We start from the raw sequence: 26,886 nt of genomic DNA on the forward strand, positions 1-26,886 counted from the left end.
GCTTAGCTGGGCACGCCATGCAAAAAAGCCGCTCCGTAGAGGGAGCGGCTGGATGAACCCTAGGCATACCAATATACTCATGGCAGCCTAAGCGCATGTCACTTGGGGCCGGCTCCACTTTCCTACGCTAGTATGAACTAGATCAGGTTCAAAGGGTCCAAGATGATCTCTTGTCTCAGCCGATGACGGCGCCCCTAGTGGATTTCCTATGCAATTCAATTATTACTCTACCGGTCTCTGCCTGGATTGTCAATCCCGTCCAGAAGGTCGAATCGGTGGATCGTTTGCGTCTCCCGTCTACACCAACCCCGTTCGGTTGCATAGCATAAATAACAGGGGATTCCTAGGAATCGAGGTAGGATCGGTTCAGGATCAGTTCGTTTGAATTGTTCCCCGTGACAATTAACTGGACTCCATCAAGTTAAGGAAGGTAAAGCCATGAACTCAGCCGGAAAGAACAAGTCCTCGTCTTCCAGCAAGAAAAACGGCAAAAAAGGCGGATTCCGGCCCAAAACCCCGGAATACACCGTAGCTGCGTTGCTGCTCTCCGGCAAACTTCGCGTGGATTCCGTCCAGTTATACCGTAACGCGACCATGTTCGTCTCCTTGGTTGGCGAGTACAAAACGATCAGCAGCGACGCGAACGCCGACAAACTGCTGAATTTCCTCAATGAAAATGGGGATCTCACCATCAATGACATCATTAATGCCATGAAGAAAAAAGCGAACGGTTCCTCCTAATGTGGGTCCGGCGTTCGTTATCGTAAACCGAAGACGCTCCAGTGCTAGTTCTTTGTCAGCCGACACAAAAGGAAATTGTGCGCTTTGATCTTTATATTTTAATTATGGGGGTTTGCCACATGGGTCAATTTGACGGCGAAGGTTTTTCCGAATTAATTGTGATCATTATTCTGGTGGTCTTATTTTTCTATGGTTCCAACAATATTGAAACGCTAACAGGCGCCCCCACTTCCGATAACTGAGGAGGCGCCCGTGTTGCTCATTTTTTATTTCAACTGAAGACGAACCGTCTTGATTTCATAAGGCGTTACGGTCAGCTCTATCGCATCTGCGGAAGACTCACCGACAGGACGTTCCATCAGGTCGGTTTCCTGCCAAGACTTAACGGGCACTCCGACGTGTAACCGGACGCGGCCCCGGCCGCCCTTATATTCATGGAAACGGACGATTACGCTATCGTCGTCTTCCGCTTTTTTCACCGCATCGATCACGACGTCCGCGCTGCCACTTGTTTGAAGCAGGGAGAACGACGACGCAGGAGCCGCTCCTGGCGTTATATATACCGGTTGATTCAGGAGCGCTGCCGCTTGCACGGTACCGCCTTCGGACCAATCCCCCTCATGCGGATACAGCGCATACGTAAATTCATGCTCGCCGCGATCTGCCTGCGGGTCTGGGTACGTTGCCGACTTCAGCAGCGACAGGCGGATTACATGATCCTTAATGTCATGCCCGTACTTGCAATCATTCAGTAGACTAACCCCATAGCCGCGCTCCGACAAATCCACCCATTGATGCCCCACGGTTTCGAAGCGAGCGAAATCCCACGACGTGTTCCAGTGCGTTGGACGCTTCACGTTGCCATATTGAATGTCGTAAGTTGCTTCCGTCGCCCGAATATCCACTGGAAAAGCAACCTTCAGCAGCTGCTGACGTTCCTGCCAATCCACCCAGGTGCGGAAATCGATCCGCCGATTGTCGGCATACAGAATCATCTGCTGGCGAATCGTTGAGCTCATGTACGTCCAAGTGAAATGAACGACAGCCCGCAGCGAACCGGTATCCACCTTGCATTCCTGAAGCTGCTCGACCTCGCGCTGCTTCTCTTGGTAGAATACATCGATGTCCCAAGCCTCAAACATTTTAGGCTTATCCTCAAACACCTGCAGCACATTGCCGCGTTCACCGGATGCCAGCACCTCACGGTCGGCGATGCGGTCGAAGATTGAGATCAGTTGCCCGCGGTCGTTCCACTCGATGCGATAAATCGGAGTTTCGATCCCGTTTGGCCGAACTTTAAACGGTTCACTTGTCACCGCGGCAACGTGATCCGCTTGTACCTCCTTCTTACGTTGAATCGTGACAAAACCTAGCGGCGGCACGTTCTCCACGCGTACCCACACCGTCGTCCCGTCGAATTCGGATTGCAGCACTTGCCCCTCCGCTTGGATCCACGGTGTTCCCATGTCTGTGTCTTGATCTTCCAAGGCAACCAGACCGGTAAACGGCCAAGAAGACGGGTTCCACACGGTATATGTATCCCCCGCATCGCTCGTCAAAGCTTGAATGGCCTGTTCCCGGCACGACTCTAGCAGCGATTGGGCTTCGGCATACTCCTCCTTGGAGTCCCGGTATACTTCCGGAATGGACGAGCCCGGAATAATGTCGTGGAATTGATTGCGTAGGATCGTTTTCCAACTTTCATCCAGCTTGGCTTTCGGATAAGTGTCCCACTTTCCGCCGCCCGCAAGCAACGCCTGCAAGCTAAGCAACCATTCGGTATCCCGGGACAGCAGTTCCAGCTTCCGGTTCATTTTCTTATTGTACGCCTGGCTGGTATAAGTTCCCCGGTGGTACTCCAGGTACAATTCGCCGTCCCACGTATGGACGTAACGGTCTGCCGACTCCACCGTCTCATGCAGCTTCGCAAAATAATCATCCGCTCTTCCGGTCGTCACACGCGGCAGACCCGGCATCTCGTCGAGACGCCGACGCAGCTCCAGGTGTTCGCGGTTTACACCCCCGCCGCCATCGCCGTAACCGTATGAGAGCAGGAGCTCCTTGTTCACCTCTTTATCGCGGTAGGACTCCCAGATGCCCTGCACGCTGGAGGCCTCAATCTGCCCGTTATAGGTGTACCACCAGAAATTGCCGTCCTGGGGCGTGGTGATAAAATGGGTCAGCACTTCGCTGCCATCGATGCCGCGCCACCAAAACGTATCATGCGGCATGCGGTTGTATTGATTCCAGCTGATCTTGGTGGTCATAAACGTGTCAATGCCTGACTTGCGCAAAATTTGCGGCAAGGCCCAGCTGTAGCCAAATACGTCCGGCAGCCACAAATAGGTGCACTCCTGACCAAATTCCTCTCGCAAAAACCGCGTCCCATACAGCAGCTGCCGCACCAGCGATTCCCCGCTTGTCAAGTTGCAGTCGGCCTCCAGCCACATGCCGCCGGCGGCTTCCCAACGACCTTCTTTGACCCGTTCCTTGATCTGTTCATAGAGCTCCGGGTAATCCTGTTTCAGATATTCGTAGAGCTGCGGCTGTGTTTGCAGGAACACGTACTCTGGGAACATCTCCATCAAGCGCAGCACAGTGCTGAAGCTGCGGGCTGCTTTTTCCCTCGTATGCTTCAGCCGCCATAACCAGGCGACGTCAATATGCGTATGCCCGATGCATTGCACCGTCACCGGCGACGTTTTCTTCATTCCTGCCACCGCCTGGGTTAATTGCTCCTCCGCTTCCGTCAGCGAAGCATAAAACGCCTCCGATCCCGGATAGGACCAATCGATCCGCAGGAAAGCGCGATCCAGCGCTGTCAACAGGTCAGTCCGCTCTGGCGCATTCGCCGGCAGGACCTCCACCGTCTGCATGACCGCGCGCGCCGTATAGTACAAACGGTCCACCGTTCCGTCCAGCCACGCAATCTCTGCCCGCTTGATTCGGTGTTCCTGGATTTGCGGCTTCCCGCCGCCTTCCAATCCGGACCATAGGCGGAACTGCAGCTTCACCTTCGTCCCGGTGGCCTCATCTGGGAAAAACACCTCCTGGTGATTCATATCCACACCTTGGAACGGTTCGCCGTTGACATACAGGAGCGATTCAAACCCGGAGTTGTTACCGCCTCCCGTTTTGCCGAAGTCGAACACGCCAACGACCCTACGCCCCTTCCATTCGACGGGAAGCTCGACGTCCGTCTCCAACCATAAATAAAGATCACGGCCTTCCCAGCGTTCCCCCGTCTGCATCGTGGACCACGGCCCCTCCTTGGGCGGTTTGGCGCCGATGCGCCCTTCCTCATCCACTTGCGCGCGAAACGCCTCAATCGGGCGGGCATCGCGGTATCGATACCCCTCCAGCTCGCGAATCCGTGCGTTTAATTTCTCCTCCGTCCAGAACATCGTATCGGGTACCTCCCATAAATATGAGTTAGCCTTCCCCCTCATTTTCCGGTTCTGCTAAGGCGAAGTAAATTACTTATCCTCATCAATTTTTGTCCTATTATGATATGATGAAGTCAAATCAAACAAAGGAGCAGCAGCTCATGGATCTGAGGAAATGGCGCAACGAACTGGCGCCTCAATTGAACAAAATCTGTGGTGAAATCGCGGTTGGCGATGCTGTAGTGGACTGGGTCGATATCGTGATAGAACAAACCGGCGGTTCCGGCAAATGCCCTCCCCACGCCCATACTTGGTATGAATTCAACTACGTCCTGTCCGGCCGTATGCAAACCCGATTTATTGATCAGGATGTGATGGTGTATGCGGATGAATTTTTTTTGATCCCGCCGGGGATGACCCATGCGCACGATTACTCTCGGGAAGATCCGCATGAAGGCATTTGCTTGCGCTGGCGGTTCCGGACAATGGCAGGTACGTTGGACGAAGAAACTGCAGGAGAGACGGCAAACAATTGGGCTCAAAATAAAGCGGCAAAACCGGAAAACGACAGCTTCTTCCGGCGGTTGAACCGGTTAAAGGATTGGCCTCCCGGAGCTTACCGAGACGATTACGGCATTCGGTCGCTGCTCATCCAGTTGTTTACCGAGGCGGAAAAGGGGCGGTCACCTTTTTATCTCCGGTTGCTGCTCGTTCAACTGCTGGAGGTCTTGTCCGGGGTAACCGCTATACATGAGGCTAGTGTGTTTGCCTCCGAGCCTGCACAAGCCCGGGACGCTTTGCTTCGTAAGGTGGAGGTATACCTGGAGGATTTTCGCGGGGAACGTTTGAATGTAGAGGCATTAGCCGCATCCCTCCATATGAGCTACGGCCATCTATCCCGCGTCTACAAGCAAAAAACCGGTCGAACCCTCATCGAAGAAATGAACCGAATCCGGCTGGCCAAAGCCTGTGAGTTGCTGCAGCAGCCCTCCTTGCTGATAAAAGAAGTCGCCGAGCAAGCCGGTTTCCCTGACATTTACTACTTCAGCAAGGCGTTTAAGAAGAAATACGGCGTCAGCCCGCTTGCCTATCGCAAGCAGCAAATCAACCGATCGAGCTAACGCGAGAGAAGTTAGTGAGCCAAATCTTGTCCTAATCAATACTGCGGTAAGCCTGATCACGGTGAAGTAACTGATGGAGAAGAACCGAACTGGCGATGGAGAACAGAGCTGACAGTTGAGAACAGAACTGGTGGTGGAGAACCGACTAGTACCATTTGTTGTTATAATATTCCCCCAGTTGAGCCGAAAGGTGTAAAGTATGTTTTTTTGAATACGGCACGTCATTTTGTTGTCTGGCGACCGATTCGTAAGACGTTAAGAAGTAACCTGTGATGGTGCTGAGTAACTTGTCCTGGGACGGAGTTGAAGGTTCGGTGAGAGTACTAGAGGGGAAATAACTTACTATAGACACGGGCAAAGTAACTGGATTTTTATTGCGGTAATCAAGGATTCTGAGCAAGAAACTGGACTTGATAACGTGTTTGGGGAGTTTAATTTGTATTGGAGTTGGATTAACTTGTCTTGGAACTCGTTAAAGGTGACTAAGTATGGTGGGGAGGTAACTTAGAAAAGCGCCCCCTCTTGGATGCGAATGCAATGTACTTGATTTTTCGCATACATTTTTGCCGCGATGGCCCAAACATCCGAAATGTACTCGAAATTTCATATACATTTTAGCCGATACCGGCAATTTCGACCCATTGTACTCGAAATTTCATGCACATTTGCCCCTTCTCCCCTTCTGACGCCTCAATAAACACGAAATTTCATGTACATTTCAGCTGATACTGGCGGATTCGGCCCATTATACTCGAATTTTCATGTACAATTCCGCTGATCCCAGCATTACGAGCAAATGGTACTCGATTTATCGTACTTATTACTCGCGCCATCTGCCAGATCACGCAAAAAAGACAAAAAAAAAGACCGCTTCCTCGGAAGCGGTCCTTGCTCACCTGGAGCAAGAAGTTATTGGATAGGAGTGGAGAGAAACCATACTGTACTTTTATTATATGTATACGTTTTCATTCTGTCAACAACTTTTTTTAGCGCTTACATTTGCGATCACTATAGGTTTTTGGCTAACGGAACGTATGGACCTTATCCCCCCATTTCCCGGCGATTTCCCGTTGGAACGGAACCCTAAGTCCTTATTGGCGATCACGACTACGTTATCCCAGCAATTAAGCCAAATAAGGTCTCCTCGTTCCCTTAAAACTGGAAAAGGCACGCTCCTACACTAATAACGTCCCTATGTTCCGTTAATCCCCGCAAGCAGCCAACCATTTACAGCCCCAGCTTTGATAAGATTCAGCCTAGGGAAGCAATAGCCCCCGTAGCTCGGCAGCCCGAAAAGTCATGATCCCTGTGAAGTAACAAACAGGAAAGTCACTGTCTCTTTGAAGTAACAAACAGGAAAGTCAGTATCCCCGTGAATCAACAGACAGGAAAGACACCATCCCTGCGAGGCAGCCCCCAGTAAGGTCATTACCCCGTAGACTAATGCGTTGCAAAGGAATGGCGTAAGCCAACCTCCAGAAATGCAAAAGACCCGGCATTGAATTCAAAATTCAACGCCGAGCCGAAACTTTCCCATAACAATAGCCAACTTACACATACACAACATAGCCCAAGGATTGGAGGTGAGCTTTCGCCCGCTCCATCTCCCCTTCCTGGCGGAAAGAGAGGCGCAGCACGCCCGGAACGTCCTCGCGGCTTTCGATAATTTGCATGTTGCTCAGGTTAATTTGACGCAGACCAAGTTCGGTCGCAATTTGCCCAATAATCCCTGGCGTATCCGGCACATCAATATAAATGTCGAACAACGAGGTGATGGCTCCTTTGCGGCGCTCCGGCAGTTCGCTGCGGAACTGGTTCGCCTTTTGGAACTCGGCCTCAATCCCTTCACCGTTCTGTGCCTCCAATAAATTGATAAATCCTTCAATCTCGCGGTTCCAGTCCTTCAACAAGTGAAGCAACACGTTCCTGTTACTAAGCAGGATATCCCGCCAAATCACCGGGTCGCTTGATGCGATCCGCGTGATGTCACGGAACCCCCCTGCTGCCAACATCCGGTATAACCCGTTGCTATCGTTGTAATGACGCACCTGATTCACCAAGGCCACCGCGATAATATGCGGCAGATGGCTGATCGCCCCTACGATTTCATCATGCAGAACAGGGTCCACACGCACAATTTGCGCTTTGGTGTACGCCAGCAGTTGCTCCAGGCGATGATAAGCCTCCTCCGGCACACCAGAAGACGGCGTCAGCACATAAAAAGCATTCTCGAACAAAAGCGTCGAAGCCGCCTCCACGCCGGAACGCTCCGATCCAGCCATCGGATGGCCGCCGATGAAATGCACGCCCGGACGGGCAATTTGGGCCGCGCAAGCGGCAACCGACGCCTTAGTACTGCCAACGTCGGTTATAATGCAGCCCGGCTTCAACGGCAACTCGGTCAGCTTCCGTAGGTAATCTTCCAGCAACCCGACCGGCACGCACAAAAAAATAAAGTCGGCATCCGCCGCCGCCTCTTCCATGGACAGAGTCGCGGCGTCAACGACACCGCGCTCCTCAATGCGTTTCAAAGATTCCGGGCGATGGGCGTGGCCAACGACCGTAATTCCCGGCTTGCCTTTGAAGCACAACGCCAGCGAACCGCCGATCAAACCCACGCCAAAAATGGCAATTTTCGTTGTCATCGTATCTCACTCATTTTCTGCGAATAGATTGGGGTCAGACCCGAGTCGCCGATTTGCCAAGCACCTGCTCCAAGGCAGTGATAAATTTCGCGTTTTGTTCCGCCGATCCGACGGTCACCCGCACATAGGTAGGATATTTATGGAAACCTCCACGCACAATAATCCCCAGCTTCAATAGCGACTCAAACATTTCACTTGCCGGACGCTGTACGTCCACCATGATGAAATTACCATGCGCTGGGAAGTACTTCAGGCCCAGTCGATCGAATTCCTTATACAGATAGGCGATCCCTTCGCGGTTCTTCGCGCGGCATTCTGACACGAATTCCTGATCGGCCAATGCCGCTTTGGCCGCCGCTTGCCCAATCCGCGAAGTATTAAACGGCTCACGAACCTGATTGATCAGTTTAATAACCGCCGGTTGCCCCACGCCATAACCGATCCGCAGCGCTGCAAGACCGTAAATTTTTGAAAAAGTACGTAACACAACGAGATTAGGATACTGGTTCAGCAAAGCAATCCCGTTTGTATACTCCGAATCCGTTACATATTCAGCATACGCTTCATCCAAAACGACCAGCACGTTCCCCGGAACTCGATCCAGAAAAGCAACCAGCTTCGCATGCGGCACGATCGTTCCCGTTGGATTGTTCGGGTTGCAAATCCAAACTACTTTCGTTTTGTCCCCGATGCGTTCAAGCATTCCCTCCAAATCGTGGGTCCCTTCCTTCAGCGGCACCTCGATGCTGACGGCCCCTTCAATGTCGGCATTGCTCTTATACACACTGAACGTCTGATCTGCCATCACCGTCTCGCCACCCGGCAGGAAGAAAGCGCGGGCAATCAGCGCGATGATTTCATCCGAACCGCAGCCGAAAATTATTTGCTCCTTCCCCACGCCAAGCTGGCTAGCCAGCGCTTCAGTCAATTCGGCGGCACTGCCATCAGGATACAAGCTTAAGTTCGCCAGCTCCTGTTCAATGGCGGCGCGGACACGCGGCGAGCAACCAAACGGATTTTCGTTAGAGGCCAGCTTAATGACGTCCTCAAGTCCGAGCTCTTTCTTCACTTCTTCAATCGGCTTTCCCGGTTGATATACCGGCAAATTGACGATCTGGGGTTTCGGCAACATATATAGGTTCCTCCTCAAATGACTTTGTGATGATACAGCAAAAAAACTATAATCTCAATTTTGCCACAAAGTCGCGAATTTGCAACAACCCTTGATCCCGAGTCGAAGCATGGGACAAGAGCGGCAAGTTTTCCTCGATCTTACGCACGATGGCGCTGCCCACGACCGCTCCGTCACAGATCGCAGCAAACCGCTCGACCTGTTCCCGGCTGGAAATACCGAAGCCAACAGCAACGGGCAAATCCGTTTGTGCTTTAACCGAGGAGATAAACTCGTCGACACTGGCATGGAACGAGCTCCGTTCTCCAGTTACGCCCAGCGAAGAGACGCAGTATACGAATCCGCGGGCACGCTCCAAAATTCGTGCAATCCGGCCGCTGGAGGTGGGCGCGACAAGCGGGATCAGCCTGACGCCGGCGGCATCCGCCAAGTTCAGGACCTCCTCCGCCTCTTCATACGGCAAATCCGGGATGATCAAGCCGCTGATTCCCGCCTTCTGCAGCTCAGCAAACAAGCGTTCCGTCCCCATTTGCAGCACAGGATTGTAATAAGTAAACAAGACAAACGGCATACGAATGCCGCGTTCTCTAGCTTTAGATGCCGTCTCGATACAGGAAGCCACCGTGATCCCGTGGACAAGGGCACGTTCCGATGCCCGCTGAATCACCGGGCCATCCGCCAAGGGATCGGAATAAGGTACACCCAGCTCCACCACATCAGCCCCAGCTTCCTCCAGAACGGTCAAAATGTCGAGCGTCGTCTCCGGATCCGGATCACCGACGGTGATAAACGGAACCAGCGCAGTTTTTCCCGCCGCTTTCAGCTTCGCAAACGTATCGTCCAGCAATTGACCTGCCTGTTGGCTCATAACGTCTCCCCGCCTTCCGTATACGCCATAATCGACTCCACGTCCTTATCCCCGCGGCCGGACAAGCAGATGACGATAATTTCGTCCCGACTCATCGCTGGGGCCATTTTCACCACTTGCGCCACCGCATGCGCCGACTCCAGCGCCGGAATAATCCCTTCGGTCCGGCTTAGCAGCTGAAGGGCATCCAGTGCCTCACGGTCCGTGATCGGATAATACTTCGCACGTTTGATATCCTTCAGATACGAATGCTCAGGGCCAATGCCCGGGTAATCGAGACCGGCAGAGATCGAGTGAGCCGGGAGAACTTGGCCATACGCGTCCTGAAGCAAATAGCTCATCGAGCCCTGGAAGACGCCTTTGGTACCTTTGGTCATCGTGGCGGCATGGAACTCCGTGTCAATGCCTTTGCCTGCGGCTTCCACACCAACCAAGCGAACCTCCTGATCCTCGATAAACGGATAAAACATCCCGATCGCGTTGCTGCCGCCGCCAACCGCAGCGACGAGCATATCCGGCAGCCGGCCTTCCGCCTCTAAAATCTGCTTCCGCGTTTCATCGCCGATAATCCGCTGGAAGTTCCGCACCATCATCGGGTAAGGATGCGGTCCGGTAGCCGATCCGAGAATATAGAAAGTATCATGCACATTGCTTACCCAATAGCGCAGCGCTTCGTTGCAAGCATCTTTTAGCGTACGTGTGCCGGACGTAACCGGGACCACTTCCGCACCCAACAGCTTCATTCGAAACACGTTCAGCTGCTGCCGTTTCGTATCTTCTTCACCCATGAACACCTTGCATTCCAGACCCAGCAAGGCTGCAACTGTAGCCGTAGCAACGCCGTGTTGGCCAGCGCCGGTTTCGGCGATTACTTTCTGCTTGCCCATCCGCTTCGCCAAAATCCCTTGCCCAATCGCGTTGTTAATTTTATGAGCACCGGTATGGTTCAAATCCTCGCGTTTCAAATAGATCTTCGCTCCGCCCAAGTGCTCCGTCAGGCGCTCTGCATAATAAAGCGGCGTCTCCCGTCCGGAATACTGCTTCAGCAGATAAGCGATCTCCGCTTGAAACTCGGGATCATCTTTAAATTTCAAATAGGATTCTTCCAGTTCGATCAAAGCGTTCATCAGCGTTTCGGGCACGTAGCGGCCGCCAAAAGGACCAAATCGCCCATGCTCATCCGGTACCTGCTTCATCATCCCTTCACCCTCTCTACAAATGCTGTTATTTTCGTGATATCCTTCACGCCGTCGGTTTCCACGCCACTTGAGACGTCTACGCCATCCGGCTGCAACGTATCAATCAACGTTCTCACATTGCCGGGATGCAAACCGCCGGCCGCAAAGAACGGGATTCCTCGCTCCTTGGCCCATTGACGAAAAGGCTCTGCTGCTTCCCAATTAAAGGTAACGCCGGAGCCTCCGCCATACTTCGGATCGTACGTGTCGAGCAACAGCCCGTCCAGCACGCCGTCATACTCTGCCAAGGCTGCGCCAGCATGGACCGATCCGTCCGTTTTGACCGAAAATGCCTTGAAAATCTTGACGCCATAAGCGTCCTTCACTTTCCGGCAATAATCCGGGCTTTCCGTCCCGTGGAGCTGCAGGATGTCCAGCGGTGCCTGCCGCAAAACCTCGTCCAGCTCCTCCAAGGTCGGATTGACGAACACCCCAACGCTCTGCGGAACTGCTCCTGTGCTCCACGTTTGCAGTACAGGAAGCAGCTCCGCTGCATGGCTTCCGCTAATTTGGCGCTTACTTCGGGCAAACACGAATCCAACATAATCTACGGGTAAGTTCACCATAGATTTTAGCACTTCAACGCTTTGAAGTCCACAAATTTTTACGGCTACTTCACCCATGCAACGTCGTCCCTTCAGCATCCATTTCGCGGGAATCCGTTTGAGCTAACGGTCCCATTAAGTCAACTACGGCTTCTCCCACATGTTCTCGACGCATAAACGTTTCTCCGATCAGCACGCCTTGTGCGCCGGTCTGTTGCAGGAATTTGACATCCTGCCGGGTTTGAATCCCGCTCTCGCTGATCAACGTGGCACTGGACGGTACCAACTCCGCCAACGCGGCCGTCGTCTCCAGAGATACCTCAAACGTCCGCAAATTCCGGTTGTTGATGCCAATCAGTTTCGCTGCTGGCAGCAGCAGAACGCGCTCCAGCTCCTCGCGATCATGCACTTCGATCAGTGCATCGAGTCCCAGCGCCGTAGCGATCGACAGATAGTCGCGAAGCTGTGTATCGCTCAGGATTGCGGCGATCAGCAAGACGGCGTCAGCGCCAAGCAGCCTTGCTTCGTAAATCTGCCGCTCGTCAATCACAAAATCCTTGCGCAGCAGCGGCACATTTACCGCCTCGCGAATTGCACTTAAATAGGCGCCGCTGCCCTGAAAATACGTCTCATCCGTCAGCACAGAAATGCAATCCGTTCCCGCCGCTTCATAAGCTGCAGCCAGCTGTACCGGATGGAAATCTGGGCGAATCAAGCCTTTGGAAGGGGACGCCTTTTTCACCTCAGCGATTAACCCCATATCCCGCTTCCGTCCGGTTGTAAGTGCGGCGTGGAACCCCCGCGTTGGTTCCATCGCCGCAATGCGACGCTCTGCATCTGCAAGGGAGAAGGTTTCTGCCAAACGTGCGACTTCTGCTTTTTTCGTCTCTACAATTCGATCAAGATACATAACTTAACTCCCCCGTTGTCTGAATCAGTTGTTGCAGCTTGGCATAAGCCTGCCCGGAATCGATCGCATTCGCCGCGATCGTTACTCCCTCCCGAATCGTATTCGCCAAACCAGCCACATATACACAAGCGCCTGCATTAGCCAGTACTACGTCACGGTAAGCCCCACGCTCCCCTTGCAGCACGCGCCGAACGATCTCGGCATTCGTCTGGGGGTCGCCGCCAATCATCGCTTCCAGCGGGTAGGTGCGAAGACCCAGATCTTCCGGCTGCAGCTCGTAAGTTGTGATCTCTCCGTTTTTCAACTCAGATACCCGTGTTGGCGACGAAATGCTGATTTCATCCAGCCCTTCTTGGCTGCTGACCACCAGTGCCCGTTTGGAACCAAGCTCACGCAGCACTTCTGCTATGGTTGACGTTTTGCTGCCGTCATAAATGCCCAGCACCTGGCGGTCCGCTCCTGCCGGATTCGTTAATGGCCCCAGCATATTGAAGACCGTCCGAATCCCCAACTCTTTGCGAGGGGCTGCCGCGTGCTTCATCGATGGATGATAGAGCTGTGAAAACATAAAGCAGATGCCGATATCATCCAGACAACGTTTCGCTTGACCGGCGTCCAGTTGAATATTCACGCCCAGCGCTTCGAGAACATCGGCACTTCCCGAACGACCAGATGCCGAACGGTTGCCGTGTTTAGCCACCCGCACCGACACCGAGGCTGCCACGATCGCCGCCGTCGTGGATACGTTGATTTTGTGGATGCCGGATCCGCCCGTTCCGCAGGTATCCAGTAGCTTTTGTGTTTCTGTATGAATTCGGCTGGATGCCCCGCGCATCGCCTCGGCGAAGCCGGTGATTTCCTCAACGGTCTCTCCTTTGATCCGCAGCGCAGTCAACAAACTGCCGATTTGAGCCGGCGTGGATTCGCCGTTCATGATCGCTTGCATCACACCACGCGCTTCATCCCGCGACAAATGCTGTCCTTCAATCAAGCGGCTAATGCCTGCCTGCACGGTTTGCTGTCCTATCATCTCGATTCGCTCCTTTCTTTAGTTCCCTGGAGTATATTCGTAAAGGTAATCCTGATTAATCACATCATCGTTTCGAGTAGCTGGCGGAAACATCTGCTCCGCTGTACGGATAGCCGTCAACAAAGCCTTCGCTTTATTGACTGACTCCTGATATTCGTTCTCCGGGATGGAATCCCATACGATACCTCCGCCCGCCTGCACATATGCCTTTCCTTGCTTAAACACGATGGTGCGGATCGTTATACAGGAATCCATATTGCCCGAAAATCCGAGGTACCCAATGGCCCCGGCATATGTGCCGCGCGCCTCGCGCTCCAGCTCTGCAATAATCTCCATCGCCCGCAGCTTAGGTGCCCCGGAGACGGTCCCGGCAGGCAAACAGGACAGGAAGGCATCGAAGAAGTCCTTATCCTCCCGCAGCTTGCCGGACACTTTGGAAACCATGTGCATGACGTGGGAATACCGTTCGATCTCCATATAGGAGTCGCAAGTGACGGTGCCGAACTCGGATACCCGGCCTAAATCGTTGCGTCCAAGGTCAACCAGCATCAGGTGCTCCGCCCGTTCTTTTTCATCCTGCAGCAGCTCAGCTTCTAATGCTAAATCAGCTTCTTCCGTCGCTCCCCGTGGTCTCGTGCCAGCGATCGGACGCGTCTCCACTCGTCCGTTCTCTACCTTGACTAGGGCCTCCGGCGATGTCCCGACGATAATCTCTTCGTCCAGCTTGAGGTAATACATGTACGGCGACGGATTTAACGTCCGCAGAACACGGTAGACATGAAGCGGATCAACCTCGGTTTCGATATGGAACCGCTGCGACAGCACCACTTGGAAAATATCGCCTGCGCGAATATATTCCTTCGCTTTTTCAACGTTCGCAATGAACTGCTCCTTGGTCAGGTTGGATCTGACGTCCCCGAGATCCGTCACGGCCGGCATTGGCCGGCGGTTAAAGCTTTCACCCGGCCCCTCCTGCTGCAGCAGATCGGCCGCCAAATCCAGCTTCAACTCGGCTTCTGCATAAGCCCGGCGAATATCTTCGTCACGGTCGCCCGGCTTTACGTGCACATTGGCCACCAGCATGATCCGCTGTTTCACATGGTCGAACACGATCACTTGGTCGCAGAACATAAACTGCATATCGTTCAGGTTCAAGTCATCCACCTGATGCGCCGGCAGCTTTTCATAGTACTGAAGCAGATCATATCCAAAGAAACCAATCGCTCCCCCCGTAAACGGCGGCATTTCCGGAAGCTTCGGACTACGGTACCCCCTCAGGATCGCCTTCAGCTCATCGACGGGACGGGACGAGCTTAGCTGCTCTACGCCGCCATCCCGTTTAATCGTGATCTCACCCTTCTTTGCGGAAATCATCAAGAACGGGTCGGTGCCGATGAAAGAATACCGTGCCCACTGACTGCCACCTTCCACGCTCTCCAGCAAAAATGCCTGCTCCCGCTGAGCAATACGTCGGAAGATCCGGATGGGGGTCTCCATATCGGCAAGCAGCGTTCGAGCAATCGGGATCAGATTATATTCGTTCGCCAAAGCAATGACCTGTTCTACATGCGGGGTTGCCATGTCTCTCACTTCCTTTTCGAATTGGTTTCAGAGCCAAATAAAAAAACCTCTACCGAAGTAGAGGTTGTAGGATTTGCGGTTTATGGGAAAGCACAGCTCCTAAAGACGCAACTTGCCCGTCATTCTCCCACAATTAAGGAAACGACGAAATACGCACTAAGGAACAGGCTATTCACTCAGCTAAACTCAGCTCATCTCAACTGATCTCTACTCAGCTCTAAAAATGGGTTTACTCTAAACTCTTCTAACTTAGAACTTACTCTCAACTAACTGACTCAACTAACTAGCTCTCATCTAAAATCTAAATTAACTATACCCTAACAGCGGCCCGTTTGGCAACCCAAACCTGCAGCTTGATATTTACTAACCTATAATAGCTTCAGCTACTTGCAGCCCTTAGGAATTGGTGCTGAGATCCGGACGGAGGCTCCGCGCTTCGTTCAAATAGACGTGCTTCATTTCCCGCTGCCCTTTGGTGGTGTTCACCTGAATCAGCAGCCGGATACACTTCGGCAAGGCACCTTGAACCGGGATTTCCGTGGAGCACATCAAAGGCACCATATCCCAACCTTTTAACACGCGTATGGCGCGGGCCGGGAAAGTTGCTGTCAAGTCTGGCGTAACCGTAATCCAAACGCTGCAAATATCCTCAGGTTCGATTTCATTACGCTCCACAATCTCTTTTAACAACGCGGCAGTTGCGTCCAGAATTTCCTGTTCATCGTTGCGAGTTACCGTCGTTGCTCCGCGAATACCTCTGTTATACATGTTGTCCCTCCTCTTTCAATTCAGCAATCACCCGGCGGACTTCATCCATTGTCACGTCCGATACAATTTCCACCTTGCCGATTTCTACAGGCAAAATAAACACCATGGTCTGTTCCTTAAACTTCTTATCGTGCATCATGGCACCAATCAAATCCTGCTCGTTCAAATGTGCCGGCATCGCTGTTGGCAACCCAAAACCGCTTAGCAAGGACACCGTGTACTCGTAAATTTGCGGGTCCCGGCCCCGGTTCACTGCAAGCTTTGCCGCCGCAGCCATCCCGATCGAGATCGCTTCACCGTGCAAAAATTCACCATACCCGCCGATCGCTTCGATGGCATGGCCCAATGTATGCCCCAGATTCAGAATCGCACGAAGCCCGTTCTCCCGCTCATCTACGGAAACAACTTGGGCTTTCACCGAACACCCCTGGGTTAATCCGTATCCCAGTGCATCCGGATCCAGCGCCAACAACTCCGCTGTGTGCTCGCGGCACCAGTCCGCAAAAGCCGCATTCCAGATCAGGCCGTGCTTAACCATTTCTGACAAGCCCGCCCGAACATCGCGCGGCGGCAGGGTTTGCAGGCTGTCCACATCATATAACACCATTTCCGGTTGATGAAAAGCGCCGATCATATTTTTAGCCAGTCGATGGTTAACGGCTACCTTGCCTCCGACACTGCTGTCGTGAGCAAGGATCGTGGTAGGCATTTGCACAAATGCTACGCCCCGCATATACGTTGCCGCCACAAAGCCGGCTAAATCGCCAACGACGCCGCCGCCCAGCGCTACGACCACAGAGCGGCGGTCCAATCCGCCTTCAATCGCTGTCGTCATGACGTCCTCATAAACCTCCAGCGATTTGGATTTTTCACCGGCTTTCACGACTTTGCTGACGGTACGGTAGCCTTTGGCCTGCAGCGAGGCTTCCACATCCGGCAGATATTTCGGCGCGACATGGTCATCGGTGACGATTAAGACAGGGCTCTTCACCGACAGCTTATGCTGCTCGAAGAATTCCCCGGCCTTTCCCAACAAGCCGCCGCCGATATAAATCGGGTAAGAACGTTCGCACAAATCGACCTGCAGCGTTCGCATCAATATTCCTCCAGTTGAGCCAAATATCCCCTATAGTTACGTTCGATCTCCTCGATCGAATCGCCGCCGAATTTCTCCAGGAAAGCTTTGGCCACTTCCCAAGCGACCACGTGCTCAAGCACAACGCTTGCGGCTGGCACTGCACAAGCATCCGAACGCTCCACCTGAGCGGCAAACGCCTCGCGGGTGTCGATGTCAACGCTTTGCAGCGGTTTGTATAACGTTGGGATCGGCTTCATGACGCCGCGTACGACGATCGGCATACCGTTGGTCATCCCGCCTTCGAAACCGCCAAGCCGGTTAGTCGCCCGGTAATAGCCGCGCTCCTCGCTGTACAAAATTTCATCGTGAACCTTAGAACCCGGCAGCTTCCCAGCTTCAAAACCGATGCCGATTTCCACGCCCTTAAAGGCGTTAATGGACATGACCGCTTGCGCAATACGACCGTCCAATTTACGGTCATACTGCACATGGCTGCCAAGCCCGACCGGCACACCTTCAACGATACACTCCACGATGCCGCCGATGGAGTCGCCTTCCTGCTTGATTTTATCGATGTAAGCTTCCATCTTCTTCTCCGTTTCCGGATCGGCAACCCGCACCGAAGAAGCTTCGGTCACACGAGCCAACTCGTCCAGCGGCAGGTTATGCGGCGGCGCTTCAATCTCGCCGATGCGGATGACATGCCCCGCGATTCGGATGCCAAAGCGTTCGAGGAGCTGCTTGGCTACCGCACCAACCGCAACGCGAATAGCGGTTTCGCGTGCGCTTGAACGTTCCAGCACGTTCCGCAAGTCTTTATGGTTATATTTCAAGCCTCCGTTTAAATCGGCATGCCCTGGACGAGGACGATGTACTCTTCGTTTCTCCTCATCCGTGCCTTCGATCGGCTCAATGTTCATGATTTTCTGCCAATGCTTCCAGTCGTTATTCTCTACAACCAGTGCTACTGGCGCCCCTGTGGTATACCCGTGCCGGACGCCTCCGACGATCTTCGCGGTATCTTTCTCAATTTGCATCCGTCGGCCGCGGCCATACCCTTTCTGACGACGAGCCAACTCAAAATTCAACGCTTCAAAATCCAGCTGCAAATGGCTGGGCAAGCCTTCAATAATCGCAGTCAACTGGGGTCCATGCGTCTCCCCGGCTGTTAAATATCGCAAACTCATGATGCTGCGTTCCCCCTTTAAACTGTTAAACTGTAAAGAACTAAAAGCCGAAGATGTCTTTGCTCATTATAATATTGTTTGATGCATTCTGTCACGTGGTGATTCACTGATTCTGTTCATATACTCTCCGATTTCGCCCCTACACGCGGCAAGAGGCCAAGCCTGGCCCGGATTTTCGCCCCTCACTTTTCGAGGTTCACCAAAATCCGGGGGCCTCTAAAACATCCTTATGAATCTGTGGACACAGGATGAACTGCATATGCTTGCTCTGGGTCAGTCCGTCGGGTAGCTAAAAGCTTGCGAATGCGATGCTGGCCCACTTCACGAACAGCGAAGACATAACCTTCGTATTCAAATTCCGGTCGTTCATTCACCGTCGGTATCCGCTTTAACTGTCCGATCATAAACCCGCTTAACGTATCATAGTGTTCGATCGGAAGCTTTATATCCAAGATCTCCTGGGCGTCGTCGAGGGACATCGTACCGCTGAACAGATAACTGCCTTCACCAACCTGCTCGTATTCCCGTTCCTCATCGTCGTGTTCGTCGTAGATGTTGCCGACGATTTCCTCCAGCAAATCCTCCATCGTTACGATACCGGCGGTTCCCCCGTATTCGTCAACGACAATTGCCATGTGAATGCGGTTTTGCTGCATTTCCTCGAACAGTTCATTTGTTTTTTTGGAGATCGGGATAAAATAAGGCGGCGTCACCAGCTCCCGCAAATTCCAACTCTCCTTATCCCCCGTACGCAAAAAGCGGATCAAATCCTTGCTATGCAATATCCCGATCAGATTGTCAACCGTATCCTCATACACTGGGAAGCGGGTATATTGCTCCTTGTCGGCGATCTCAGCCACGGTTTGTTGGTCGGCATCAACCGGGATCGCCACGACGTCGATCCGGTGTGTCATAATATCAGACACCGTCAAGTTGTCGAAGTCAAAAATGTTGTTGATCATCAGACGCTCGCTAGGCTGGATCGTCCCCATTTCCTCACCGGTATCCAGCATCATACGGATCTCCTCCTCGGAGACTTCCTCCTCCTTGGCGTTCGGATCGATGCCAAACAACCGCACCAGCAAGTTCGTGGACGTGGTCAGCAGCTTCACGAACGGCGAGGTTACCTTGGATAACACTGACAACGTCGTCGCCGCAAACATCGCCATCGCTTCAGCCTTGTTCATCGCGACCCGCTTCGGCACTAACTCGCCCAGTACCAACTGGAAGTAGGAGAGCAGCAAGGTGATCACGATCAGCGATAGTGTGCTCAGCACGTTTTCGGGGATCGGCAGCCCCATACGGATTAAATAAGCCGCCAGGTCGCCGGCAAAGCTCTCCCCAGCGAAAGCACTGGCAAAAAAGCCCGCAAGAGTGATGCCAATTTGAATCGTCGCCAGGAATTTGCTAGGCTCGCCAAGCAAACCCACGATAACCTTTGCTTTCCGATGGCCTTGCCCTGCCATCGCTTTAATTTTATTATCATTCAGGGAGATCAAGGCGATTTCCGATGCAGCAAAAAAGGCATTAATCAAAATCAAGATGAAGACAACTAAAAGTTCCAACAATCCAATGCACCTCCACAAGTTTCCCACGCCGCTCAAGCGGGTAACAAACGCAAAAAGGCATAACCTGCCGTCACTGAATTGACGCAGGCTATGCCTGAAATTCTCCTACAAATAGGTTATTAATCAATTGGAATACGTTGCTACTCTCCGGGTCGTCCGAATCGTTCATGAATGAAATCTCTCCTGACCTGAATTTATAACTATTATAGAAAGTCCCCTTGGCGGCTGTCAAGAACACCTCTACCAAGAATGACCAAGAACGCAAAAAGCGCCGTTCTCCGCCCTGCTTGGCGATGTCGGCGCTAAGTAACGGGTTCGGGCGCTCGCTGCTTATCTGAGGCCTGAAGCGGGTTGATTTTCTAATGCGATGGAACGCCGGGGATCCATCGGAAAATCCTCAAGCATTCGCTTGAGGTGCGAGCCTTCAACACCCAGCACCTGCGCGCATTCCTGCGGCGTTAAGAATCCGCGCCGATAAGCTTCGATCACTTTTCGCTTGTCCATGATCTGACCTCCATTGGCTATATGATCCAAGTATAGGAAAGATCACCCCATTCTATACCCACTGGTTATAATCAAGAAGTAGCTCAGAGAAGTTAAAACGACTTCGAGTTAGTCCCTACACAAACAAACGTCCAGATCAACCCTAAACGGGTCAAACTGAACGTTTTTTCTATTTACCCCTTCTTACGATAAAAGAACGTCTCCGCCGCTTCCAAATCGTATTGGCCGGGGGAGAAGATTTGCTCCGTGCTGCCAACGAACAGAACGCCGCCGGGACGCAGCGCACGAGAAAACTTATGATAAAGACCTTGTTTGGCTTCCTCAGTAAAATAAATCATGACATTGCGGCAAACGATCAGATCAAAGCCCTCTTCGAACGTATCCAGCAGCAGGTTTTGCTTCTTGAACGTGACAGCCTTCTTCAGCTTCGGATCAAAGCGAAACATTGGGCCTTCCGGCGTAAAATAACGCTCAACTACTGCCTTCGGCACATCCTTCAGCGAACGATCGAGATACAACCCTTCCTGGGCTTTCCCCAGCGCTCCTTCATCGATGTCCGTCGCCAGCAGATAAGTGTTGGCAAGAAGCCCCAAATCCGCGAGAATCATCGCCAGCGTGTACGGCTCCTCACCCGTCGAGCAGGCCGCGCTCCACACCTTCAGCCTTGATCGCCCAGCCGCCAGCCCTGGCAGCACCGAATCCCTCAGCACTTCCCAGCGATTGGGGTTACGCCAAAACTCGGATACGTTAATCGTCATCTTGTCCAAAAATTCATAAAATAACTGCTTGTTACTCAGCATCGCCGAGTAAAAATCCGCAAACGAAGAATAGCCGTTCTTATTACGCAGCGTAGTCAGACGCCGCTTCATTTGTGCTTCCTTGTATTGGGCTAAATCGATGCCCGTGCTTTTTTTGATGTTTTGGATAAAGCCGTAATAGTCCGGATCCGGTGCCGTCTCTGTGTTGTCTGCCCGAGGGATGTCGGGAAAAATCCGGTTCAAATCCATGGGCTCACGCTTCTCGTATACTGTAGTAGCTCATGAGGCTCAAAGAAGTTGGCGATTTCTCGCTCCGCACTCTCTACGCCGTCGGAACCATGAATTAGATTAAATGGGGTATGGGCGGCAAAATCCCCCCGAATCGTACCGGGCAGCGCCTCGGTAACTTTCGTCTTGCCGATAACCATACGGGACAAGTTGATAATGTCGTCCCCTTCCCATACCATGGCAAATACCGGCCCGGAAGTAATAAAGCCCACCAGTTCGTCAAAGAAAGGCTTGCCCACATGCTCCGCATAATGTCTCTTCGCCTGCTCCTCTGTCACTTGAACCAGCTTGCCAGCGACGAGCTGAAATCCTTTATCCTCGAACCGGCTGATAATTCTGCCAATCAATCCGCGCTGCACGCCGTCCGGCTTAACCATTAAAAACGTTCTTTCCATGGTTCCCCTCCCGAAATTAACAGCATCATTTGCATTTCAAACCTTATTGCGCCTTCCAGGAAGGCGGTTTCACCTGCATTTTACCAGAAACTATCCAAACAGGTAAAGCGATAAGATCAATAGGAGCGTTTGTTCACAAATTCAGCAATGTCATGTAAATGGGAGCGTGCAGATGTATCCGGCAGCTGCTGCAATGCTGCCAGCGCTTTGGCAATATAACGGTCGGCAAGCGCCTCCGCCTTGCCAATCCCCGGGCTTGTCCGAATCATTTCAATCGCACGGGACACATCTCCGCTGCCGTCACCGGCTTGAATGCCACGAATTTCCCGAAGCAGAGGCTCTCTTAAATCAGGCTCCTGCAGAGCGAAAAGCACAGGAAGCGTAATGTTCCCCTGGCGCATATCGCTGCCCGGCGGTTTACCGATCGTCTTCTCCGTACCGAATAAATCAAGCAGATCATCGCGGATCTGAAAGGCCATGCCCACGTTGTACCCGTACCGATACAGCAGTGCACTCACTTTGGCTGGAGCATCTGCCGCCATGGCTCCCAGCTGACAGCTGATGGCGATCAGCAGAGCCGTTTTCCGCCGGATGCGCAGCAAATAGTTGCGTACGCTTTGCTCTGTATTGAAAAAATCACGGATCTGCTCCATTTCCCCAATCGACATCTGCACCATCGCTTTGGCCAGAATACGGTGTATGTATGGATTTTCGAGCTCGGATACTTGCATCAGGGCCTTGGCGTAGATGTAATCGCCGGTATACATGGCGATCCGATTATCCCATTTCGACTTTACCGTCGCTTTGCCCCGCCGCGTATCGGCATCGTCGATCACGTCATCGTGAACGAGCGACGCCGAGTGGATAAGCTCCAGCGGCACAGCGATATACTGCAATCTTTGCAGGTCATAGTTTCCGAATTTCCCGGCAAGCAATACGAAGACCGGCCGCAGCCGCTTTCCGCCTGCCTTCAACAAGTGCAGGGACGTCTCGCTGAGCAGATCGTCATCGCCGTCAATGCTGCGGTACAGCTGGCGCTCGATAAAATCCATATCTTTTTTTAACGAACCGAAAATATCCAGTAGTTTCATTCTTTCACCCGTGTCAGCAATTTGTCACTCCATATCTCCAGCTCTACTCGATGATCCAGCAGTCCCATTTCATAGGCATAGTCGAAATACAACGATAATCCTTGGCGGTGTGATTCGTTAAAATCATAACGGATGTTTTGCGTAAAATAATGCCGCCAATATTCCGCAGTGCCGCCAATTTCGGCGCAAGCCTTGGCTACGAGCGGGGAGACATCGCTTAAGCTCATTCGTTTGCTTTCCACGAAAGCTTCTGCCACTTCAGCCAAAAAGTCGCCATGGGCTTCGGCAAACGCCTTCTGAACGGCCCAGACCGCAAAAGTCATCCCATAGCCGGTCCATGACTTCCAAACTTCACCCAAATCAGTAACGATATAACCATGATCCCGCCAGGAGGCCTGAATCGCGTGATCGCCAATCAACAGCGCGCCGTCGCTTTCGGCCATCATCAGCTCCAAATCAGGCTCACTGTCCCAATACTCAGGTTTGCCACCGTACGCTTTTTCCATAATAATCTTCAGCAAGTTGACCGATGTTGCCGATGTATTCGTTAATGCGATTTTCCCGTTTGCGATTTCCTCTGGCGGCTTCCGTGAAAACAGCAAAATCGAAGCCACCGGGCCATCGGAGCTGACGGACAGATCCGGCAGCAGCAGGAAACGCTCCGAGCCATACCCGTAGGCAAAAGAAGACACCGGGGAAATATCCAGCGTCCCGCCTAGCATCCGGCGGTTTAGCTTCGATGGAACCTCGGTGATAAGTTGGCTCGCTCGCGAAAGTCGCGTCTCGTCAAAATAATGAAAAACGGGCCAGACGTTGCTGTATTTGATTTTGCCGATGAGGACTTCTTCATTCTCCTTGTTGTTCATTTTGCTCCCCCCATCTCTTAAATAAGGCATGCTCAATACCTAAATTATCGAGCACTTTACCTACCAAAAACTTAACCAGATCATCAATGGTCTGCGGTCCGAAATAAAATGCCGGCATCGCCGGGATGATGCGCACGCCAAGTCGAGCCAGCTTCAGCATGTTCTCCAAATGGATTGCATGCAGCGGCGTTTCGCGCGGCACCAGCACAAGCGGCCGGCCTTCCTTCAGCATGACATCGGCTGCCCGAGCCATCAGATTGTCTGACGTTCCATTTGCGATCGAAGACAGAGTTCCCATCGAGCAGGGCATCACAATCATCCCGTGCGTGAGGAAAGATCCGCTGGCGATGGAAGCCCCAATGTCTGCGATCGGATGGTATACCAGCTTCCCGGGAAGCTGACCGAAATGTTCCTTCAGCGTCGCCTCCCGATCACTCGTGTTCCAGCCGAGCTCCTCCTTGATCACTCGCCAACCCGCATTGGATACGACGAGATGCACGAGGAAGTTCATGCCCAGCAACGTTTCAATCAGCTTCACACCATAGATCGAACCGCTGGCCCCTGTAATGCCGACAACAATCGATTTCGCTTTATCCATTAGAAATGTCGCACCACCAAATCAATCAATGTGAAGGAAAACACAACGATGCTCAGCACACCGTTCATGGTGAAGAATGCAGTCTGTAGACGGCTAAGATCGCTTGGCGACACAATATGGTGCTCGTAGAACAAAATGGCATACGCTATAATCATGCCCACGATATACCACCAGCCCAAATCCGTCATCAGCAGCAAGGCGATAAAGCCCAACGCCGTGATGATATGAAACGCTTGAGCAATCTTCAGCGATTTAGCGACTCCAAACCGAACAGGAATAGAGTATAGACCTTCCTTCGTATCGAATTCAACGTCTTGGCAGGCGTAAATGATATCGAAGCCGGCAATCCAAAAAGTAATTGTGAAATAAAATACCATTGCTGTCCAATCAACTTGTCCAGTTACAGCCGCCCAGCCGCCAAGAGGAGCTAAGCCAATCGTCAGACCGAGGATCACGTGGCAGAGCCAGGTAAAACGTTTCGTGTAGGAGTACAAGACCAACATGATGACAGCGATCGGCAACAGCTTTAAAGCTAAGGGGTCGAGCTCGGCAGCGGCCCAGAACAATAAAGCAAAGGAGAGAATGATGAACAACACCACTTCGCCGATTTTTAAAAGTCCCGCCGGGATGGCCCGGTTTGCGGTACGAGGGTTCTTTGCATCGATGACACGGTCAATGAGACGATTCAGCCCCATCGCGGCACTGCGTGCGCCAAACATCGCCAACAGCACCCACCCAATTTGCGCCCAGGACGGCAGCTCATGGTTGATCATTTCAGACCCGAGCAACGCACCCATGAAAGCAAACGGTAAAGCGAATACGGTATGTTCAAACTTGATCATTTGCAGGAAAATTACCATTTTCTTAAACATGTTGCGTCTCCTTCGTTCCGATGTGCAAGGCGGCAATTCCGCCGGTTAAAGGATACGCTTCAACCCGGGCAAGTCCCGTCTCCCGGAAAATCTCCGCCAGCTCCAAACGACCGGGAAACTGGACGAGGGAATCGGGCAGCCATTTGTACTGCTCATACCGTTTGGCCACCAGTTTGCCAAGCATCGGAAGCACATTTTGAAAGTAAAAATAATAAAGTCCTTTGAACGGCTGCCAGGTTGGCTTGGACAATTCCAGGCAAACCACCTTACCTCCCGGCTTGACTACGCGCTGCATTTCTCGCAGCACCTGGCGAAGATCTGGCACATTACGCAGACCAAAACCGATCGTGACATAATCAAACCGGTTGTCTTCAAACGGCAACTCCATCGCATTCCCTTGAACCAAGGTGATTTGCGAGTCCAGCCCTCGTTCCTGTACCTTAAGACGTCCGTATTCCAGCATTTTTGCACTAAAATCCAGGCCGACGATCGGCCCCCCGCTGGCTTCCGCCATGCTGATGGTCCAATCGCAGGTACCGCAGCACAGATCAAGTGCGGTCTGCCCGGGGGACATGTTCATTTTAGCCATCGTGAACTTCCGCCACGCTTTGTGACGTCTAAAGCTGAGCAAGTCGTTCATCATGTCGTATTTCGGAGCAATGCTCTCGAATACGGAATGCACGAACTGCTCTTTGGTCTCGGATGAAGATGTTTGACTCATTTGCTATTCTCCCTACCCTTCTTGCACGGAACGGCGTGATGGCGAAAGCGCGGCGATAAACGGCTCAAGAATCGATTTGAGCTCCGTACGCGCAGTTTCCTTCTTGCACTCATGCAACAGCGATTGAACATGATCCACCGATTGGTGCAGCATGGACAGCAGCTGTTCCTTGATATTGTATTTTACAAGCATCAGCGACCAGTCCCGCTCGCCAACTTTGCGGGTGGAGAGCGCAGCTTTATCCTCGGAGGATCCGGTTTCCATGATGCGCAAATAGGCATAACCTTTGCGTTCGTGCGGCAACTCAGAGGCGGACCGAATTTCTTCCAGCATCACTTCGCATCGGCTTAACTCAGCCAGCAGCTTCCGCCATAAGCTTTGGACCGACTTGTCCAACACTTCCGTAAAAGACAGAAAAAGCCCCATTTTGACATGGACGCATTCCTTCAGATAGTCTTCTGCAGGCAATAACATCTGCTTCAACTTGCTGTACAACTGCACCTTCAAGCGGTTCACCTCACAAATGGCAGAGCTCATCAACGGAACCATACGGATCTCCCCGGCTCCAGCCAACAGATGATAAAACACGCCGCTGAAATAGTCACCCGCCAGCACCTTGAGCTGGCGCGAACGCATGGCGCGGGTTGCTTCCCCAAGCCCGGACTCCAGATCGATGCGATCATGGGTATCCATACCAAGCTGCACGAGGAACGCAGCCAGCGCGCAGGTCTCTGCGGACTCCGGCGACAGCCCCTCCCGCTCGGTTAAAAACGTATAAAGCAAACGAACACGGGGCACCGGAAACTCCGGAAGCGCCGTGTATGCGGTGATCATGTCGTAACTGACATATTTATTTGCCAATTCTGTTATGCGATAAGGTTTCATCCTTTGCCTCCGAGCCGCTGATCTTTCAGTCATACTGATCTTTCAGTAATAAAGATGTCACAATCTTGTCTATTATAGCATATGTTATTTCACTGCGCACAGAGGTCGCG

At 52.4% G+C, this 26,886-nt stretch carries 25 protein-coding genes and 1 riboswitch; of the genes, 3 read left to right on the forward strand and 22 right to left on the reverse strand.

Annotated elements, in window-relative coordinates; translation table 11 throughout:
- Positions 1-102: 102 nt before the first annotated feature.
- Positions 103-206: riboswitch (TPP riboswitch) on the reverse strand.
- 232 nt (positions 207-438) lie between these two features.
- Both PBA01S_RS19205 and PBA01S_RS23205 read left to right on the forward strand, forming a co-directional pair.
- Positions 439-741, forward strand: coding sequence for a hypothetical protein (locus PBA01S_RS19205; protein WP_085278532.1), 303 nt, complete (start codon positions 439-441; stop codon positions 739-741).
- Positions 742-860: 119 nt separating this feature from the next.
- Positions 861-983 (forward strand): hypothetical protein, encoded by a 123-nt coding sequence (locus PBA01S_RS23205; RefSeq protein WP_254899719.1) that lies wholly within the window; start codon positions 861-863, stop codon positions 981-983.
- Positions 984-1,007: 24 nt separating this feature from the next.
- Here the strand turns inward: PBA01S_RS23205 and PBA01S_RS19210 are convergent, their stop codons facing one another.
- The gene (locus tag PBA01S_RS19210) at positions 1,008-4,145 is read right to left on the reverse strand and encodes an alpha-mannosidase (RefSeq protein WP_127576539.1); all 3,138 of its coding nucleotides are present in this window, start codon (positions 4,143-4,145) and stop codon (positions 1,008-1,010) included.
- Positions 4,146-4,288: 143 nt separating this feature from the next.
- Between PBA01S_RS19210 and PBA01S_RS19215 the strand changes: the two genes are divergently transcribed.
- A complete protein-coding gene (locus tag PBA01S_RS19215) occupies positions 4,289-5,248 on the forward strand; it encodes an AraC family transcriptional regulator (protein WP_164744207.1) in 960 nt (319 codons plus the stop codon).
- A gap of 1,550 nt (positions 5,249-6,798) precedes the next feature.
- On the opposite strand, the gene PBA01S_RS19220 is transcribed toward PBA01S_RS19215, so the two are convergent.
- The 21 genes from PBA01S_RS19220 to PBA01S_RS19315 form a co-directional block, all read right to left on the reverse strand.
- A complete protein-coding gene (locus PBA01S_RS19220) occupies positions 6,799-7,893 on the reverse strand; it encodes a prephenate dehydrogenase (protein ID WP_085278529.1) in 1,095 nt (364 codons plus the stop codon).
- A 34-nt stretch (positions 7,894-7,927) separates the two neighbouring features.
- Entirely contained in the window at positions 7,928-9,025 is a 1,098-nt protein-coding gene (gene hisC / locus PBA01S_RS19225; protein WP_127576541.1) for a histidinol-phosphate transaminase, read from the reverse strand.
- 46 nt (positions 9,026-9,071) lie between these two features.
- Positions 9,072-9,893 carry a tryptophan synthase subunit alpha gene (gene trpA, locus PBA01S_RS19230; RefSeq protein ID WP_127576542.1) on the reverse strand — a complete coding sequence of 274 codons (822 nt, stop codon included), beginning with the start codon at positions 9,891-9,893 and terminating at the stop codon, positions 9,072-9,074.
- Positions 9,890-11,089, reverse strand: a complete 1,200-nt coding sequence (gene trpB, locus PBA01S_RS19235) for a tryptophan synthase subunit beta (protein WP_127576543.1) — start codon at positions 11,087-11,089, stop codon at positions 9,890-9,892. The genes trpA and trpB overlap by 4 nt, the downstream gene beginning before the upstream one ends.
- Positions 11,089-11,754, reverse strand: coding sequence for a phosphoribosylanthranilate isomerase (locus tag PBA01S_RS19240; RefSeq protein ID WP_016311805.1), 666 nt, complete (start codon positions 11,752-11,754; stop codon positions 11,089-11,091). The genes trpB and PBA01S_RS19240 overlap by 1 nt, the downstream gene beginning before the upstream one ends.
- The gene (gene trpC / locus PBA01S_RS19245) at positions 11,747-12,586 is read right to left on the reverse strand and encodes an indole-3-glycerol phosphate synthase TrpC (RefSeq protein WP_127576544.1); all 840 of its coding nucleotides are present in this window, start codon (positions 12,584-12,586) and stop codon (positions 11,747-11,749) included. Before trpC ends, PBA01S_RS19240 begins: the two co-directional genes overlap by 8 nt.
- Positions 12,576-13,616 carry an anthranilate phosphoribosyltransferase gene (gene trpD, locus PBA01S_RS19250; RefSeq protein WP_085278525.1) on the reverse strand — a complete coding sequence of 347 codons (1,041 nt, stop codon included), beginning with the start codon at positions 13,614-13,616 and terminating at the stop codon, positions 12,576-12,578. Before trpD ends, trpC begins: the two co-directional genes overlap by 11 nt.
- An 18-nt stretch (positions 13,617-13,634) precedes the next feature.
- Positions 13,635-15,197: an anthranilate synthase component I gene (gene trpE, locus PBA01S_RS19255; RefSeq protein ID WP_127576545.1), complete on the reverse strand. Its 1,563-nt coding sequence runs from the start codon at positions 15,195-15,197 to the stop codon at positions 13,635-13,637.
- Positions 15,198-15,593: 396 nt separating this feature from the next.
- The gene (gene aroH, locus PBA01S_RS19260) at positions 15,594-15,965 is read right to left on the reverse strand and encodes a chorismate mutase (RefSeq protein ID WP_085278523.1); all 372 of its coding nucleotides are present in this window, start codon (positions 15,963-15,965) and stop codon (positions 15,594-15,596) included.
- Entirely contained in the window at positions 15,958-17,061 is a 1,104-nt protein-coding gene (gene aroB / locus PBA01S_RS19265) for a 3-dehydroquinate synthase (protein WP_127576546.1), read from the reverse strand. The genes aroH and aroB overlap by 8 nt, the downstream gene beginning before the upstream one ends.
- The gene (aroC, locus tag PBA01S_RS19270; RefSeq protein WP_016311799.1) at positions 17,061-18,230 is read right to left on the reverse strand and encodes a chorismate synthase; all 1,170 of its coding nucleotides are present in this window, start codon (positions 18,228-18,230) and stop codon (positions 17,061-17,063) included. The genes aroB and aroC overlap by 1 nt, the downstream gene beginning before the upstream one ends.
- Before the next feature lie 227 nt (positions 18,231-18,457).
- Positions 18,458-19,798, reverse strand: coding sequence for a hemolysin family protein (locus tag PBA01S_RS19275; protein ID WP_016311798.1), 1,341 nt, complete (start codon positions 19,796-19,798; stop codon positions 18,458-18,460).
- Between the two features lie 330 nt (positions 19,799-20,128).
- Positions 20,129-20,302: a hypothetical protein gene (locus PBA01S_RS22845; protein WP_164744208.1), complete on the reverse strand. Its 174-nt coding sequence runs from the start codon at positions 20,300-20,302 to the stop codon at positions 20,129-20,131.
- 173 nt (positions 20,303-20,475) lie between these two features.
- The gene (locus tag PBA01S_RS19280) at positions 20,476-21,309 is read right to left on the reverse strand and encodes a CheR family methyltransferase (protein WP_127576547.1); all 834 of its coding nucleotides are present in this window, start codon (positions 21,307-21,309) and stop codon (positions 20,476-20,478) included.
- Positions 21,300-21,743: a nucleoside-diphosphate kinase gene (gene ndk, locus PBA01S_RS19285; RefSeq protein ID WP_016311795.1), complete on the reverse strand. Its 444-nt coding sequence runs from the start codon at positions 21,741-21,743 to the stop codon at positions 21,300-21,302. Before ndk ends, PBA01S_RS19280 begins: the two co-directional genes overlap by 10 nt.
- Before the next feature lie 116 nt (positions 21,744-21,859).
- Positions 21,860-22,834 (reverse strand): polyprenyl synthetase family protein, encoded by a 975-nt coding sequence (locus PBA01S_RS19290; RefSeq protein ID WP_127576548.1) that lies wholly within the window; start codon positions 22,832-22,834, stop codon positions 21,860-21,862.
- Positions 22,831-23,700, reverse strand: coding sequence for a menaquinone biosynthesis protein (locus PBA01S_RS19295; RefSeq protein ID WP_016311793.1), 870 nt, complete (start codon positions 23,698-23,700; stop codon positions 22,831-22,833). Before PBA01S_RS19295 ends, PBA01S_RS19290 begins: the two co-directional genes overlap by 4 nt.
- A complete protein-coding gene (locus tag PBA01S_RS19300) occupies positions 23,681-24,298 on the reverse strand; it encodes a UbiX family flavin prenyltransferase (RefSeq protein ID WP_016311792.1) in 618 nt (205 codons plus the stop codon). The genes PBA01S_RS19295 and PBA01S_RS19300 overlap by 20 nt, the downstream gene beginning before the upstream one ends.
- The gene (locus tag PBA01S_RS19305; RefSeq protein WP_016311791.1) at positions 24,298-25,170 is read right to left on the reverse strand and encodes a UbiA-like polyprenyltransferase; all 873 of its coding nucleotides are present in this window, start codon (positions 25,168-25,170) and stop codon (positions 24,298-24,300) included. Before PBA01S_RS19305 ends, PBA01S_RS19300 begins: the two co-directional genes overlap by 1 nt.
- Complete coding sequence (locus tag PBA01S_RS19310) at positions 25,163-25,891, reverse strand: demethylmenaquinone methyltransferase (RefSeq protein ID WP_028539882.1); 729 nt, start codon at positions 25,889-25,891, stop codon at positions 25,163-25,165. Before PBA01S_RS19310 ends, PBA01S_RS19305 begins: the two co-directional genes overlap by 8 nt.
- 12 nt (positions 25,892-25,903) lie before the next feature.
- Positions 25,904-26,776 (reverse strand): heptaprenyl diphosphate synthase component 1, encoded by an 873-nt coding sequence (locus PBA01S_RS19315; RefSeq protein ID WP_028539883.1) that lies wholly within the window; start codon positions 26,774-26,776, stop codon positions 25,904-25,906.
- Between the last annotated feature and the right edge of the window lie 110 nt (positions 26,777-26,886).

Source organism: Paenibacillus barengoltzii NBRC 101215 (assembly GCF_004000745.1).
Classification (GTDB): domain Bacteria; phylum Bacillota; class Bacilli; order Paenibacillales; family Paenibacillaceae; genus Fontibacillus; species Fontibacillus barengoltzii.

Excerpts from the sequence above, each read along its gene's own strand:
- PBA01S_RS19205 (WP_085278532.1), top strand. The coding sequence starts at position 439 with ATGAACTCAGCCGGAAAGAACAAGTCCTCGTCTTCCAGCAAGAAAAAC.
- PBA01S_RS23205 (WP_254899719.1), top strand. The coding sequence starts at position 861 with ATGGGTCAATTTGACGGCGAAGGTTTTTCCGAATTAATTGTGATCATT.
- PBA01S_RS19210 (WP_127576539.1), bottom strand. The coding sequence starts at position 4,145 with ATGTTCTGGACGGAGGAGAAATTAAACGCACGGATTCGCGAGCTGGAG.
- PBA01S_RS19215 (WP_164744207.1), top strand. The coding sequence starts at position 4,289 with ATGGATCTGAGGAAATGGCGCAACGAACTGGCGCCTCAATTGAACAAA.
- PBA01S_RS19220 (WP_085278529.1), bottom strand. The coding sequence starts at position 7,893 with ATGACAACGAAAATTGCCATTTTTGGCGTGGGTTTGATCGGCGGTTCG.
- hisC (WP_127576541.1), bottom strand. The coding sequence starts at position 9,025 with ATGTTGCCGAAACCCCAGATCGTCAATTTGCCGGTATATCAACCGGGA.
- trpA (WP_127576542.1), bottom strand. The coding sequence starts at position 9,893 with ATGAGCCAACAGGCAGGTCAATTGCTGGACGATACGTTTGCGAAGCTG.
- trpB (WP_127576543.1), bottom strand. The coding sequence starts at position 11,089 with ATGAAGCAGGTACCGGATGAGCATGGGCGATTTGGTCCTTTTGGCGGC.
- PBA01S_RS19240 (WP_016311805.1), bottom strand. The coding sequence starts at position 11,754 with ATGGGTGAAGTAGCCGTAAAAATTTGTGGACTTCAAAGCGTTGAAGTG.
- trpC (WP_127576544.1), bottom strand. The coding sequence starts at position 12,586 with ATGTATCTTGATCGAATTGTAGAGACGAAAAAAGCAGAAGTCGCACGT.
- trpD (WP_085278525.1), bottom strand. The coding sequence starts at position 13,616 with ATGATAGGACAGCAAACCGTGCAGGCAGGCATTAGCCGCTTGATTGAA.
- trpE (WP_127576545.1), bottom strand. The coding sequence starts at position 15,197 with ATGGCAACCCCGCATGTAGAACAGGTCATTGCTTTGGCGAACGAATAT.
- aroH (WP_085278523.1), bottom strand. The coding sequence starts at position 15,965 with ATGTATAACAGAGGTATTCGCGGAGCAACGACGGTAACTCGCAACGAT.
- aroB (WP_127576546.1), bottom strand. The coding sequence starts at position 17,061 with ATGCGAACGCTGCAGGTCGATTTGTGCGAACGTTCTTACCCGATTTAT.
- aroC (WP_016311799.1), bottom strand. The coding sequence starts at position 18,230 with ATGAGTTTGCGATATTTAACAGCCGGGGAGACGCATGGACCCCAGTTG.
- PBA01S_RS22845 (WP_164744208.1), bottom strand. The coding sequence starts at position 20,302 with ATGGACAAGCGAAAAGTGATCGAAGCTTATCGGCGCGGATTCTTAACG.
- PBA01S_RS19280 (WP_127576547.1), bottom strand. The coding sequence starts at position 21,309 with ATGGATTTGAACCGGATTTTTCCCGACATCCCTCGGGCAGACAACACA.
- ndk (WP_016311795.1), bottom strand. The coding sequence starts at position 21,743 with ATGGAAAGAACGTTTTTAATGGTTAAGCCGGACGGCGTGCAGCGCGGA.
- PBA01S_RS19290 (WP_127576548.1), bottom strand. The coding sequence starts at position 22,834 with ATGAAACTACTGGATATTTTCGGTTCGTTAAAAAAAGATATGGATTTT.
- PBA01S_RS19295 (WP_016311793.1), bottom strand. The coding sequence starts at position 23,700 with ATGAACAACAAGGAGAATGAAGAAGTCCTCATCGGCAAAATCAAATAC.
- PBA01S_RS19300 (WP_016311792.1), bottom strand. The coding sequence starts at position 24,298 with ATGGATAAAGCGAAATCGATTGTTGTCGGCATTACAGGGGCCAGCGGT.
- PBA01S_RS19305 (WP_016311791.1), bottom strand. The coding sequence starts at position 25,170 with ATGTTTAAGAAAATGGTAATTTTCCTGCAAATGATCAAGTTTGAACAT.
- PBA01S_RS19310 (WP_028539882.1), bottom strand. The coding sequence starts at position 25,891 with ATGAGTCAAACATCTTCATCCGAGACCAAAGAGCAGTTCGTGCATTCC.
- PBA01S_RS19315 (WP_028539883.1), bottom strand. The coding sequence starts at position 26,776 with ATGAAACCTTATCGCATAACAGAATTGGCAAATAAATATGTCAGTTAC.